Source organism: Rhodoglobus sp. (assembly GCF_053580035.1).
Genome location: NZ_JBMDVL010000002.1, coordinates 49,204 through 63,428, shown reverse-complemented (window position 1 = coordinate 63,428; position 14,225 = coordinate 49,204). Strand labels below are relative to the sequence as shown.

The window sequence follows — 14,225 nt, the reverse complement described above, 5'->3', positions numbered from 1 at the left end:
AAATGACACAGTACATTTTGTCAATTGACCAAGGAACGACGAGCTCTCGCTCGATCATCTTTGATCATGACGCGCGCATCATTTCGAATGGGCAGCTCGAGCACGAACAGATTTTTCCGCGCGCCGGCTGGGTCGAGCATGACCCTATGGAGATCTGGGACAACGTTCGCGAGACGGTTGGTCTCTCTCTGGCGCGTGCCAACCTCACCTATCAAGACATTGCCGCGGTCGGCATCACCAACCAACGCGAAACTACCGTGGTGTGGAACAAGCTCACGGGCAAGCCGGTCACGAACGCGATCGTCTGGCAAGACACGCGCACCCAGAACATTGTGAACGAACTCGCCGGTACCGAGGGGCTCGAGAAATACAAGGCCATCACTGGGCTTCCGCTTGCACCCTATTTCGCTGGACCCAAGGTCACCTGGATTCTGCGCTACATCGACGGCGCCCAAGAAGCGGCAGACCGCGGAGAGCTACTCTTCGGAACCATTGACACCTGGCTGCTCTGGAACCTCACCGGCGGCGTCGATGGGGGAGTGCACGCGACAGACGTGACTAACGCCTCCCGCACCATGCTCATGGATCTCGACACCCTCCAGTGGCGAGAAGACATTGCAGCCGACATGGGTATCCCGATGTCGATGCTGCCCGAGATTCGTTCCTCGAGCGAGATCTTTGGCCACTGCCGCGATCACGGTTCGCTACCGGGAGTGCCCATTGCGGGCATCCTCGGCGACCAGCAGGCGGCCACGTTTGGCCAGGCTTGCTTCAGCGAGGGCATGGCGAAGAACACCTACGGCACCGGAAACTTCTTGCTGCTCAACACCGGTGCCAAGCGTGTGCACAGCAACAACGGCCTCATCACTACCGTCTGCTACAAAATTGGTGATGCCGCTCCGATCTACGCGCTCGAGGGATCAATCGCTGTCACCGGATCGCTCGTTCAGTGGCTGCGCGACAACCTCGGCATGTTTGCCGACGCCCCAGACATCGAGCGTCTCGCCCTGGAAGTCGAAGATAACGGCGGCGCCTACTTTGTGCCGGCCTTCTCTGGACTCTTCGCCCCCTACTGGCGACCGGATGCACGGGGGGCCCTTCTCGGGCTCACTCGCTATGTCACCAAGAACCACATCGCGCGCGCCGCGCTCGAAGCCACCGCGTACCAAACACGCGAAGTCATGGATGCCATGAACGCGGATGCCGGAGTCGACCTCGCTGAGCTCCGAGTCGACGGCGGCATGGTGGCAAACGAACTTCTCATGCAGTTTCAGGCCGACCAGCTAGGGGTGGATGTCATCCGCCCCCGCATCACCGAAACGACCGCTCTCGGTGCAGCGTTCGCCGCCGGGATCGCGATCGGTTATTGGGAAAGCGAACACGATGTGATCGCGACCTGGAACGAAGACAAGAGGTGGACGCCGCAGATGGCTCGCCTCGAACGAGATCAGCTTTACCGCAACTGGAAAAAAGCGGTAACCAAGACCATGGGCTGGGTTGATGAGGACGTGGAGACCTAATCTGCCTGCCAAAACCCATGAAGGACGTGCTGTCAGTCACGTTCGTAATCACACAGCAATCGATACCCACGAAGGGGTAGGGAATCAATGAAAACCTCGTTAGTTAAGAGGAACAGCTTTTGGCTCGTTCTCTCGCTAGTAATGATGTTGGTCGCGTCAATTGGTGCGTCCATCGTGCAAACCGGTGCGGGCTCAATCAGCGTTAAGGACATGCGCTGGGAGACCTCATCGGGTCAGATGATGAGCGCTCTGCTCTTCAAGCCTGACACCGCGACCGTCGACAACAAGGTTCCGGCAATCGTGGTCAGCCACGGTTGGTGGAACAACCGCGAAATGCAAGACGCCAACTATGTTGAGCTTGCCCGTCGCGGTTATGTTGTTGTGTCGATCGACATGTTCGGTCACGGCAACTCATCGCCGCTGACTCCCGATGTCACGCTCGGCGGAACCGGAATGTACGACGCTGTTAAGCTCGTCGCCGACTTGCCCTACGTCGACACCGACAAGATTGGTGTCAGCGGTCACTCGAACGGTGCGCGCGCAGCAAACTTCTCGATGTTCATCGACAATGCAGCCGACGAACAGCTCATCTCGGCTGTTCTGCTGGTAGACAACGACGCTGTGTACACGGATGCCGAAGCTGAGAACGCATACTTCAACCTCTACGGTGCCCGCGATGTCGGAATCGTTGCTGACCAGTATGACGAGTTCTTCTTCCGCAGCTACAGCCCCGAGGGTGCAGTTCTGACCCCGCCGCGTGACTACATCGGAACCCCGAATGCTCAGTCGTTCTTGCACTTTGGTGCTAACCCGGAGGACGTCTCCTCTGACGAGCGCCAAGCTAGCGAGTTCTACACCGACTCCGTTGATGGCCAGCAGGCTCTCCGCGTTGTGTACACGCCGGCAGAAAACCACCCGTGGGGAACCATCTCCAAGACGACGGTTGCTAGCCAGATCGAGTTCTTCCAAGAAGCATTTGGTGCTCCCAACGAAATCGCATCCGGCTCGCAGGTGTGGCAGGTCAAGGAGACCTTCACCCTCTTCGGTCTGATCGGCTTCGGAATCTTCCTGCTCGCCTTCACTCGCGCCATGCTCTCGACCCGTGCCTTCGCTGGTCTTCGTGCACCGGCAGCAGCAGTGGTACCGGCGACCCGCAAGGGACTCGCGTGGTTCTGGGGCGGACTGGTTGTTTCGGCAATCATCTCCGGTTGGAGCTGGTTGATCCTCGCTAACACCCCGTGGGTGGGCGCGATCGCGTTCAACATCGTTCCGTTCTTCATGCCTCAGGGTGCTGTGTTCTTCGTAGCCTTCTGGGCCGCGATCAACGCGATCGCCGCGATCATCATCATGACGATCTCGTACCTCGTCTTCGGACGCAAGAACGGTCTTGACCTTCGCGCATCCGGAGTACTGCCTGGTTGGAAGAAGTTCTTCCACGGAATCGGTCTCGCACTGGTCGTCGTTGTTTCGGCATACGCGATCGTCTTCGTGCTCGACTACTTCTTCAAGACGGACTTCCGCTGGTGGGTCATCGCTGTCAAGGCCTTCACTCCTGACAAGGTCGGCATTGCGCTGATGTACCTGCCACTGTTTGCGATCTACTTTGTCGCCAACTCGGTTGCGGTCAACGCCTTCAACCGCTTCTCCATCCGCGGTAAGGAATGGATCAACACGGCACTGCTGGCGCTCTTCAACGCTCTGGCACCCATCGTTCTCGTCGTTGCTCAGTACACCAACTTCTTCACCACGGGGTACACGATCGACGGCTTCGGCGGAATCTTCAGCATCTGGCTGTACCCGGTCATCCTCATCTTGGCTGTGACCGCAGTCATCTCGCGCAAGATCTACCGTGAGACGAACAACCCGTACATCGCCGGCTTCATCAACGCGGCAATCGTTACCCTCATCTCGGTATCGAACACGCTCACCGCAGCGTAAGTACACCCTCTCCGATCAACTGATCGGCTCCTGCAGTGCCCCGGTCGATATCACGACCGGGGCACTGTTGCGTTCGGCTGGTGCGAGCGGCATCCTGAAACCGCCATCTGGCGGGTGGGGTCGGCGCAATCGCGGAATAGCGGATGCCCGGCTACGGTTTTGCCTAGAGACGCGATTGGCGTCTCAGCGAAAGGGAGCTCGTGAATCAGCACGTTCAGTTTGGACTCGGCACGTTTGGTGATGTCTCGGTAGACGAGAGCGGCAGCCTGCTGAGTCAGGCCCAGGTCATCCGCAATGTTGTTGCTGAAGGTGTGTTGGCCGACGAGCTCGGTATCGACTACTTCGGTGTCGGAGAACACCACCGCGACGACTTCGCGATCACGGCACCGGAAACTGTTCTCGCAGCGCTCGCTGTCGCGACCAAGAACATCAAACTGGGCTCGGCGGTTACCGTCTTGAGCTCCGACGATCCCGTGCGTGTCTACGAACGTTTTGCTACCGTCGATGCGCTCTCGAACGGTCGCGCCGAGATCATCCTCGGGCGTGGTTCGTTCACGGAGTCGTTCCCGCTCTTTGGGTACAACCTCAACGACTACGAGACATTGTTCTCTGAGAAGCTCGACCTCTTCGCCGAACTCATCAAAGAGGAGCCCGTCACGTGGAAGGGCACTCTCCGGGCCAGCCTCAACGAACAGCCAGTATTCCCGCGCACCGAATCGGGCAAGCTCAACACGTGGATCGGCGTTGGCGGAAGCCCAGAGTCTGTCGTGCGCGCAGCCCGCTACGGGATGCCAATGGTCCTGGCCATCATTGGTGGCCAGCCAAAACGATTTGCGCCGTATGCCGAACTATTCCACCGCGCGCTTGCTGAACTCGGTCAGCCTGACCTGCCCATCGCCGTGCACTCGCCCGGCTACATCACCGACTCCGATGAGAAGGTCGTTGATGAATTGTGGCCGCACTACCGCGTCATGCGCGACCGTATCGGTCGGGACCGGGGATGGCCAGAATCGAGCGTTGACGAGTTCATCGATGAAGTGCAGCACGGGTCGATGTATGCCGGATCGCCGGAGACCGTAGCGCAGAAGATGGCCAAGACCATCTCCGCACTCGGCATCCAGCGATTCGACATGAAGTACAGCGCTGGCACTCTGCCTCACGAGCAGATGATGCGGAGTATCGAACTGTACGGAACCGAGGTCATACCTCGGGTTCGGGAACTGCTCGCTGACGCTTCTTAGTCTGACCGAGCTGTCTCTGGCGCTTCTTAGTCTGACTGAGCTGTCTCTGGCGCTTCGCCCTCGATGACCTCAGTTTCAGTAATTTCACGGTCAGTGTTTTCTGTCGCGCGGCTAGTGCGTCGTGAGCGGCGCTTCGAGCGCACGATCAGGATGACGACTCCGGCAATGAGAGCACCGAAGATCAGCCAAGGAACGAGCACTCCAAGCGCGACCAGCAGGCCAGCGAAGAATGCGACGAAACTGTTCCAGCCGGTTACGAGACCATCAAAGAAGTTGCCAGGCTCAATAGTGGGAGCGTCGGCCTCGGAAACGAGGTTGAGTGTGATCGTCGACATCGTAATTTGGTCATCAAAGTAGCGCTTCTGCGACTTCAAGCTTTCGAGTTCGCCTTGACGGCTAGAAATTGCGGTTTCTAGTTTGATGAGAGTGTCAGTGTCCTCGGCAGAAGTGAGCAACGCAAGCAGACGCTCGACTGAAGCATCCAGTGCTTTAATGCGGGCATCTAGATCGCGCGATTGCATCGTGACGTCGACCGCATTGATAGAGATCTCTTGGAGGACGCCAAGCTCTTTGAACTTGTCCAAGGTGGCGGTGAGCTCTGACGCCGGGATACGCAGCGTCAACGTTGCACTCCCACGGTTGCCATCGTGGGGCGCATATTCACTTCGACCGTCAATGCGGCCGCCGACAGACTCGGTGATGCGGATCGCATCAGCGCTCGCCTCATCCGGACTCTTCACGGTCACCGACATGTAGCCGGTGGTAATCACGTCGCGGCTCGAATCAGGAACTGCTTGGTCGTAGGCGATGCCACCATCGGCAGAACTCTCCGCGCTGCCGGCCCGAACCTCTGCTGGTTGCTCAAGTACATACTCTTGAGTGTCACCTGGAGCCATTTCGTCGACTGCCGCCGAGCATCCAGAAAGTGTAATTGCCGATAGGGCAAGTGCTGTGGTGATGAATAGTGTGCGCCTCATGGTTTCACCGTAGAGCGGTGAACCCCAGAAAAACTACCCAACGTTTTCGACTTTTCGGCCGTCACCGTTGAAGATGCACGGCGCAAGAGCTTGACGTCTACTGAGAGATCGCTTGGCCTTCAATGGGAACTGCTGGGGAGGCCCCGCCGCGTGGGTATCGTGAAGTTGTGCCGCTATCGCGGGCACGGCAAGACACGGATTACCACTAGTAGGAGGAATCATGGGTCTCATCGATAACGCCAAAGACGCAGGCGAAGCAACCGCCAAGAAGGTCGGCGAATTCGTCGACGACACTAAAGAGCGAGTGAGTGACGCCGCCGACCAGGCTCAGGCTGATGCCGAAGTGTCGAAGGCAGAAGCCGAGCTCAAGCGCGCAGAAGCTGAGCGTGAAGCGACGAAAGCAAAGAACGAATACAAGGAAGACTTGCGCTAATTAGGTGCCACCCCAGTATCCCGGCCGCGCTGGCTGAGATACTGGGGTTATGAGCCTCTGGCGCACGATTCGACGGTTGACCTTCCAGAACAGAGCGCCGCTCCTCAATATCGCAGGCGACGCCGGAGAAGGTCCCGTAATTATTCTTCTCCACGGAATCGCTTCGTCGGCAGCAACGTTCGCCCACGTCGTGCCTCAACTTTCGGATCACTACCGCTGTATCTCGCTCGACCTCCTCGGCTTCGGAGATTCGCCAAGCCCGGAGAAAGCAACATTCACCATTGAAGAGCATGTTGGAGCGATAGCCGCGACCATACGGTCACTCAAGCTCGATGCGCCGTTCATCCTCGTAGGGCACTCCTTGGGCAGTTTGCTCGCAGCACGCTTTGCGGCAACCCACCCGCGGCAAGTGAGCCGGCTCGTTTTAGTGAGCCCGCCCATCTACGTGCCGCCAAGCCAAATCGGTGATCCCCTCGTGAGGGCGCGCGTAGGAGCCTACTTGCGGGCCTATGAATTTCTTCGCACCAACAAAGACTTCACTATGGCGACTGCCATAACACTGCGTCGACTTTTCCAGCTCGATGACGTGCTGGAGGTATCTGAACGCAACTGGCGCGCATTCGTTTTGAGCTTGCAGAACTGCATCGAGACACAAACCACGGTCAGTGATATTGCCTCTGTTCGCGTGCCCATCGACGTCGTGTACGGCTCCCTCGATCAATTCATCGCGCCAGGTACCATGCAAATAATTGGGCAAATGCGCCAGGTCACGATGCACAAGGTGGACGCTAATGATCACCTCGTGCGCAAGCGCCTCGCGCGACGCCTTGTCCAGGTAATCACCGCCGACCGTGAAATTTCTGCCGGAGTAGCGTAGGCGTCACGGGACGGAGCTTTTCATGGACGAAAAACTTGTTACCACGGTATGCATTGCGGGCGGCGGCCCGGCGGGAATAGTGGCAGGGCTTGTCTTAGCCCGCGCCGGAATCGACGTCGTTGTACTGGAGAAACATGCTGATTTCTTGCGCGACTTCCGCGGCGACACCGTGCATCCATCAACGCTCAACCTGCTCGATCAGCTTGGCTTGCGCGACGAAGCCAAAGCGATTGACCACAGCGAACTTTCGACTCTAGACGCTGTGATCGACGGCATCCGAGTTCGGGCTGTTGATTTCACGACGCTTCCTGCCCCGCACCGCTACGTAACGCTCATGCCGCAATGGGATCTGTTGAACATGCTCGTCGCAGAAGCCAACAAACAGCCCAGTTTTCGACTCGTGATGGAAGCAACTGCGCACGATGTGATCCGCGACGACGGACGCGTAGTTGGGGTCGCGGCTTCAACGCCAAACGGCACACTTCAGGTACGGGCCGCACTAACTATTGCCGCTGACGGGCGCGATTCCACCGTGCGCCAGGCGCTCGGTCTCGTGCCCACCGACTACGGCGTCCCCATTGATGTGTTGTGGTTTCGGGTGCCAAAACCCACCAAAGCTGTGCGCGATACTCTGGCCCAGATTCGCAACGGCAGCGCCCTCGTTACCATTCCGCGCCCCGACTACTTTCAGTGCGGTCTCCTCATTCGCAAAGGTACATTCCCGGAACTGCAAGCGAATGGCATTGCAGCCTTCCGCCGTAAAATCGGCAGCATCGCGCCCCGGCTCACCGATGTCACGGCAGCAATTAGCAGCTTTGCTGAAGTGAAACTGCTCTCTGTGCAGATCAATCGAATTCACGAATGGTCAGTGCCGGGTGCGCTCTGCATTGGCGATTCCGCCCACGCGATGTCGCCAGCTTTCGGCGTTGGTATCAACTATGCGATCCAAGATGCGGTCGCGCTGGCGAACATCCTTGTTCCCGTGTTGCGAAAGCACGGGGCGGATGCCGCAGCGATCGACTCCGTGTGTGCTGCCGTTCAGCGTCGCCGTAGCCTGCCAACCGCACTCATGCAGCGCATGCAACGGGTAGCTCACCGGCTGATCGACAGGGCGACGAGTCGTACCGTCATCCACAACCCACCATGGTTGCGGGAACGATTGGTGATCGCGGTCGTCCTGCCGCGCATCCGCCCCGTGCTTGCCCGAATTGTGGGTTACGGTTTTCGGCCGGAGCGTATCGCGCGCGGGGTGCTTTTACCCTCGGCGAAACAGCGACACTAGCGTTGCGCGCTAGTACGTTTCGAGCACGGTCGTTACAGCCCAGATGACACTCGCACCAATAAGGACGGCGAAGAGCAATAACCACACCACCGAAGGGATGCCGGTGCGCTTAAAGAGCAGATAGGCGTCTGACGTGCTCAGTTGGTCGCGCCGACGAGTGTGTACACCGATCACGGTGGCGAGGCCGCGCACGCTTCCGACAAGAAGCGCGATGGCGATCACGAGCAGAACGTAGCTTTGCTGTTCCGGGGTGGCCCACACCCAGAGAGCGGCGCTCGCCGCGGCCGAAACGGCGACAACGAGAAACCCGAAGAGATTGCGAATCACAAGCAAGGTGAGAACAAGGATGATGCCACCCACGAACAGCGCCATCGCTGTGTAGCCCTGAGTAACGCACCACAACTGGATGGCGCCGACGATTGCGGGGGCGGGATAGCCGAGCGACCCGCTGATCGACGATCCAAGTTTGCCGCGGCCGCTGCTGACTGCCTCTCCCGAATGATTCATCCGAATCTTCATTCCGTGCACAAATCGACCGGTGAGAATAGCGCCAACCGCGTGCCCGAGTTCGTGCACAAGGGTGGTGAAGAGCCCGAACCACTTCCAGATCGGTTGCGGAATGCTCAGCACCGCGGCTGAGGCCACGATGATGATCAGAACTGTCGGCGAGATCGCGACCGGTGTCGTGCGGGCAAGGGAAGCGAGAAGGTCATCCATTCCCGAATTCTCTCACTAGCGCGCGAATTATTTGGCCAGTGCGCACACTCTCACGCGGCGTGAGGGCCATCACCGTCATGCACGCCGCGCATCCGCGACGCTGCCTGCCGAGAGTACATCGAAGATTCGCTGCAGGATGCTTCCGTCATCGGAATCGACACCGAAACTATGGCCACCATTCTCACCACCCGCTACACCAGAACCACGCTGTTCTTGCTGGGCTTTCAGCAAAGTGGCCGAGCAGCCGCTGGTCGCGAGTTTTCTGCCGTGTGCAGAATTGTCGCGGGGGAGGCGTAGCGTTAGCCCATGGACATCCGCACTCTTGGCCGCACAGGCCGCTCTGTCTCCGTAATTGGCCTCGGCACCTGGCAGCTTGGTGCCGATTGGGGTGATGTAAGCGAAGCGGATGCTCGCGGCGTGCTCGACGCTGCCGTCGATGGCGGAGTCACCTTTTTTGACACCGCAGACGTTTACGGTGATGGGCGCAGCGAGTCCCTCATCGGTCGCTATCTCGCCGATCGCCCAGAACTCGACATCACCGTCGCGACCAAGATGGGGCGCCGCGCAGAGCAAGACCCCGCACACTTCACCCTCACTAACTTTCGCGAATGGACCGATCGCTCGCGACGCAACCTCGGCACCGACACGCTCGACCTTGTTCAGCTGCACTGCCCGCCAACCGCCGTTTTCAGCATGGATGCCGTCTTCGACGATCTGGATACTCTCGTCTCCGAAGGGGCAATTGCCGCCTACGGTGTGAGCGTCGAAACTACGGATGAAGCACTCGCCGCAATCGCCCGCCCGCACGTGGCGAGCGTGCAGATTATCCTCAACGCCTTCCGCCTCAAACCCCTCGATGCGGTATTGCCGGCCGCTGCTGCCGCCGGCGTAGGAATTATCGCCCGTGTGCCGCTGGCATCCGGTTTGCTGAGTGGTAAGTACCGCGCAGACACGACTTTCGCCGAGAACGATCACCGCACCTACAACCGCAACGGCGAAGCCTTCGATGTCGGCGAGACGTTCTCGGGTGTCGACTTCGAGACCGGTGTTGCCGCCGCTCAAGAGTTCGCAGCGTTGCTGGCGGCGGAGCCTGCCGTTGCCGAGTTCTCGACCCCTCAGGTTGCTCTGGCATGGGTTGCGCAGCAGCACGGCGTGAGTGCCGTGATCCCGGGAGCGCGCAACATTGCTCAGGCGCAGTCGAATGCCGCAGCCGGTGATGTTCAGGCGCTGAGCGATGGCTTCATGGCTGGCGTGCGAGACATTTACGATCGCCACTTTCGCGCGGCCGTTCATCCCCGCTGGTAGCGGCGCGCTAGCTACGCGCTAGCTACTGGCGCAGCGTACTGATTGGTTCGGTGTCGGGGATGGGGCTCGCGTCTTTGCCGCGCAGGTCGGGGTGCCATCCTCGCAAAATTGTGGGGACGAGCACGCCGAGAGCGGCGATGACGGTGGCTGCCCAGAATCCACCGATGGGCCCGTAGGCGTCGATCAGGAACCCGGCGACAGCGGAACCGAGGGCTGCACCAATCAATTGACCGGTGCCGACCCATCCGTAAGCCTCGGCGGTATCGCTGAACTTCACGCTTGCCGACACGATGGCAAAGATGACGGCGAAGGCCGGGGCGATGCCAATACCGGCGATGAGCAGCATGATGGCAAGCCACCAAAAGTTGAGGCTAAACATCGCCAAAGCCATGCCGACAAAAACGATGAACATGCGGCGAGCAAGAGCCCACGGCCCAATCGGGAGGTGGCCAAGGAAAAGGCCGCCGAAGAGCGAACCGATGGCCCAGATGCCGAGTACGAAACCGGCCTGGGGTCCGTCGTGTCCAAAGACTGAGACGACGGATGCTTCGACCGCTGCGGCAGCACCGACAAGAAGGAAGCCGGTGATTGTTGCCAACATCACGGGTGGTCGACGCAGCACGGTGCCGAAGGATCGTTTGCTGCGCGGGATGCGCACCTGACCGACTTCCGGGCTGGCGATGAACCACGCGCCGCCGCCGAGAAGGAAGGCTCCAGCAACGACAATCGCTGTGGTCGTGGAAATCTGAATGGCAAGGAAGGTGGCAATTACTGGTCCGGCTACCCAGATAATTTCTTGGGCAGAGGCATCCAAAGAGAACAGCGGGGTCAGCTGCTTCGAGTTCACCATTTTGGGGTAGATCGTGCGTACTGCTGGTTGCACCGGCGGGTTACTGAGTCCGGCGATGAGACCGACGACCATGAACATGCCGACGCTGAGCGGAACGAGCGCGATGGTGAAGATTGCGGCTGCCGAGATGATGAGAGTCAGGATGAGCACTTTGCGCATTCCCCAAATGCCCATCCAACGGCTGGTGAGGGGACCGGCGACGCCTTGGCCGATACTCGTTGCCGCGAGCACTAGGCCGGCAGCGCCATAAGAATTGTGAATCTGTTCAACGTGAAGCAGGATCGCCAAAGAGAGCATGCCGCCAGGCAGTCGGGCGGTTAGTTGGGCCGCGATGATCCTAGCGATGCCCGGAGTTTTCAACAGGTCGATGTAAGCATTCACAAGAACTCCAGCTTAGCTGTCGAAGTGGGCCATTTTTCGGTCATTAGAGGCCGGCTCTCCGCGGATATCTGGGGTGTCAGTGGTTATCCATAGGCTGTGGAAAACCCCGCGAAGTTATCCACACCTGTGGAGGACACGCCCACTACATCTAGGGTTGGCGACAGGTGGCACCCACGATATATAGTGGTGGAACCGCTTGGCCGGGGGTCGCGGTTTTCGAGGTTTTATGGGGATTTTAGGGAGTTTTTGTGGCAATTACAGTCGTCAAGCGCAACGGTCAGCGAGAGCCGTATGACGCCAACAAGATCAACCTCGCAATTGAAGATGCCGCCACCGGTCTCGACGACAACATCACGTGGGTAACCCAGATCGCCTCCGAGCTCGAACTGACGCTGTTTGATGGCATCACGACCCAGCAACTCGACGAAGCCGTCATTCAGGTTGCTCTCCAAAACGTTAAAGATGACCCGGCCTTCGACACCGTTGCAGCCCGTCTTCTCCTCAAGACGATCTACAAGCGCGTTCTCGGTGACTACACCGACGCCGCTGACCTCAAGCGTCTGCACAAAGAGCACTTCGGCCCCAACGTCATCCGTGGCGTAGAAGAGGGACTCCTCGACCCTCGCCTCACCAGCATGTTCGACTTGGATGCTCTCGCCGAGCACCTTGAGCCTGCTCACGATGAACTGCTCAAGTACATCGGTGTTGTTACGCTCAACAACCGCTACGGCATCAAGGGTCGCAATGGCGATGCGCTTGAGGTTCCGCAGTACTTCTGGATGCGCATCGCGATGGGTCTTTCGCTCAACGAAGCGAACCCCAACGAGGCTGCCCTCAAGTTCTACGAGAAAATGTCTAGCCTCGAGTACTTGGCTGCCGGCTCCACTCTCGTTAACGCGGGAACGATCTACCCGCAGCTCGCCAACTGCTTCGTCATGGAAATGCAAGACGACATGGAGCACATCGCTAAGACGACACGCGATGTCATGTGGCTCACTAAGGGCACCGGCGGAATTGGCCTTTCGGTCACCAAGCTTCGTGCTCAGGGTTCGCCCATCCGCTCGAACAACACCACCTCAACCGGTCCCATCCCGTTCATGCACACGATCGACTCGATCCTGCGTGCGGTAAGCCGCGGTGGCAAGAAGTTCGGTGCGCTGTGCTTCTACATGGAGAACTGGCACATGGACTTCCCGGAGTTCCTCGAACTCCGCAGCAACTCGGGTGACCCCTACCGCCGCACTCGCACGGCCAATACGGCAGTGTGGATCAGCGACGAGTTCATGAAGCGCGTTCAGAACGACGACTCTTGGTACCTCTTCGACCCGCTCGAAGTCACCGACCTCAACGAGCTTTACGGCAAGGCTTTCTCGAAGCGCTACAACGAATATGTCGCGATGGCTGACGCCGGCGAAATGCACATGTTCAAGAAGATCGGTGCTCGCGAGCAGTTCAAGTCGATCCTCATCTCGTTGCAGACCTCGAGCCACCCGTGGTTGACCTGGAAAGACACCATCAACAACCGTGCGCTCAACAACAACACGGGCACGATCCACCTCTCCAACCTGTGCACCGAGATCACGCTCCCGCAAGACGAAGACAACGTCTCCGTCTGCAACTTGGCATCGATCAACCTCTCGCGTCACCTCCTGCCTGAAGGCGGAGTTGACTTCGCGAAGATTGCTGAGAGCGCTCGACTGGCGGTACGCCAGCTCGACAACCTCATCGACATCACCCGCTCCAGTGTGAAAGAAGCAGACTTCTCGAACGAACAGAACCGCGCCGTCGGCCTTGGTGTCATGGGCTTCACCGACATCATCGAGAAGCTCGGCTACAGCTACGAGAGCGAAGAGGCCTACGACCTCATCGACGAAATCATGGAGCACGTCTCCTACGCTGCGATCGATGCCAGCACCGAACTCGCCAAGGAGCGCGGTTCGTACACGAACTTCGAAGGCAGCCGTTGGTCGGAAGGCCTCGTGCCGCTCGACTCCATCGCGCTCACCGAAGAAGACCGTGGCATGGAGATCAAGGTCAACCGCAAGACGCGCCTTGACTGGGATGCCATGCGTGAAAAGGTCAAGGGTGGAATGCGTAACGCAACGCTCATGGCGATCGCGCCAACCGCATCCATTGGCCTCGTTGCCGGCACGACGCCCGGCCTCGACCCGCAGTTCTCGCAAATCTTCAGCCGCTCGACGTCAAACGGCAAGTTCCTTGAAGTGAACCGCAACCTCGTGGAGACGCTTCAGGAGCACGGACTGTGGGAGAAGAACCGCGAAGCTATTCTGCGCAGCCAGGGTGACATCCAGAACGTTGCCGGCATCCCCGACGACATCAAGGCCGTATTCAAGACGAGCTTCCAGCTCTCGCCGTATGCGTTCCTTGAGGTTGCCGCTCGTGCCCAGAAGTGGATCGACCAGGCCATCAGCCGCAACATGTACCTCGAGACGCGTGACCTCGGCGACATGATGGACATCTACTTCGACGCGTGGTCTCGTGGCGTCAAGACCACTTACTACCTCCACATGAAGCCCCGCCACCAGGCAGAGCAGTCGACCGTCAAGGTCAACAAGTCCGAGGAGATCTCGTCGACTAAGGCTGCATCGTCTGAGGCCGGAGCAACCGCAGCATCATCAACTCCCGCACGCCGAGGCTTCGGCGGATTTGCAAAGAAGGCAGAAGCATAATGAACCGCGACAAC

General features: G+C 59.0%; 12 protein-coding genes. 9 read left to right on the top strand and 3 right to left on the bottom strand.

Annotated features, from left to right (window positions below):
- Positions 1-2 precede the first annotated feature (2 nt).
- The 3 genes from glpK to ACOH1Z_RS09585 all read left to right on the top strand — a co-directional run bounded on the left by glpK (position 3) and on the right by ACOH1Z_RS09585 (position 4,699).
- On the top strand, positions 3-1,520 hold the full coding sequence (gene glpK, locus ACOH1Z_RS09595; protein ID WP_449648274.1) for a glycerol kinase GlpK: 1,518 nt from the start codon (positions 3-5) through the stop codon (positions 1,518-1,520).
- Between the two features lie 87 nt (positions 1,521-1,607).
- Positions 1,608-3,458 carry an alpha/beta hydrolase family protein gene (locus ACOH1Z_RS09590; protein ID WP_449648273.1) on the top strand — a complete coding sequence of 617 codons (1,851 nt, stop codon included), beginning with the start codon at positions 1,608-1,610 and terminating at the stop codon, positions 3,456-3,458.
- 200 nt (positions 3,459-3,658) lie between these two features.
- Entirely contained in the window at positions 3,659-4,699 is a 1,041-nt protein-coding gene (locus tag ACOH1Z_RS09585; protein ID WP_449648272.1) for an LLM class flavin-dependent oxidoreductase, read from the top strand.
- Positions 4,700-4,725: 26 nt separating this feature from the next.
- Here ACOH1Z_RS09585 and ACOH1Z_RS09580 read toward each other — a convergent pair whose 3' ends face one another.
- Positions 4,726-5,676: a DUF4349 domain-containing protein gene (locus ACOH1Z_RS09580; RefSeq protein ID WP_449648271.1), complete on the bottom strand. Its 951-nt coding sequence runs from the start codon at positions 5,674-5,676 to the stop codon at positions 4,726-4,728.
- Between the two features lie 220 nt (positions 5,677-5,896).
- Between ACOH1Z_RS09580 and ACOH1Z_RS09575 the strand changes: the two genes are divergently transcribed.
- From ACOH1Z_RS09575 to ACOH1Z_RS09565, 3 genes are read left to right on the top strand one after another with little or no spacing between them, the layout of a single operon-like run.
- Complete coding sequence (locus ACOH1Z_RS09575; RefSeq protein WP_449648270.1) at positions 5,897-6,109, top strand: hypothetical protein; 213 nt, start codon at positions 5,897-5,899, stop codon at positions 6,107-6,109.
- 49 nt (positions 6,110-6,158) lie between these two features.
- The gene (locus ACOH1Z_RS09570) at positions 6,159-6,986 is read left to right on the top strand and encodes an alpha/beta fold hydrolase (protein ID WP_449648269.1); all 828 of its coding nucleotides are present in this window, start codon (positions 6,159-6,161) and stop codon (positions 6,984-6,986) included.
- A gap of 22 nt (positions 6,987-7,008) precedes the next feature.
- Positions 7,009-8,268, top strand: coding sequence for an FAD-dependent oxidoreductase (locus ACOH1Z_RS09565; RefSeq protein WP_449648268.1), 1,260 nt, complete (start codon positions 7,009-7,011; stop codon positions 8,266-8,268).
- A 9-nt stretch (positions 8,269-8,277) separates the two neighbouring features.
- On the opposite strand, the gene ACOH1Z_RS09560 is transcribed toward ACOH1Z_RS09565, so the two are convergent.
- Positions 8,278-8,985, bottom strand: a complete 708-nt coding sequence (locus ACOH1Z_RS09560) for a M50 family metallopeptidase (RefSeq protein ID WP_449648267.1) — start codon at positions 8,983-8,985, stop codon at positions 8,278-8,280.
- A gap of 168 nt (positions 8,986-9,153) precedes the next feature.
- On the opposite strand from ACOH1Z_RS09560, the gene ACOH1Z_RS09555 reads away from it, so the two are divergent.
- Both ACOH1Z_RS09555 and ACOH1Z_RS09550 read left to right on the top strand, forming a co-directional pair.
- Positions 9,154-9,282, top strand: coding sequence for a hypothetical protein (locus ACOH1Z_RS09555; RefSeq protein ID WP_449648266.1), 129 nt, complete (start codon positions 9,154-9,156; stop codon positions 9,280-9,282).
- Between the two features lie 9 nt (positions 9,283-9,291).
- On the top strand, positions 9,292-10,290 hold the full coding sequence (locus tag ACOH1Z_RS09550) for an aldo/keto reductase (RefSeq protein WP_449648265.1): 999 nt from the start codon (positions 9,292-9,294) through the stop codon (positions 10,288-10,290).
- Positions 10,291-10,312: 22 nt separating this feature from the next.
- Here the strand turns inward: ACOH1Z_RS09550 and ACOH1Z_RS09545 are convergent, their stop codons facing one another.
- Positions 10,313-11,521 (bottom strand): MFS transporter, encoded by a 1,209-nt coding sequence (locus ACOH1Z_RS09545; protein WP_449648264.1) that lies wholly within the window; start codon positions 11,519-11,521, stop codon positions 10,313-10,315.
- A 248-nt stretch (positions 11,522-11,769) separates the two neighbouring features.
- Between ACOH1Z_RS09545 and ACOH1Z_RS09540 the strand changes: the two genes are divergently transcribed.
- A complete protein-coding gene (locus tag ACOH1Z_RS09540) occupies positions 11,770-14,211 on the top strand; it encodes a ribonucleoside-diphosphate reductase subunit alpha (RefSeq protein ID WP_449648263.1) in 2,442 nt (813 codons plus the stop codon).
- Positions 14,212-14,225 lie beyond the last annotated feature (14 nt).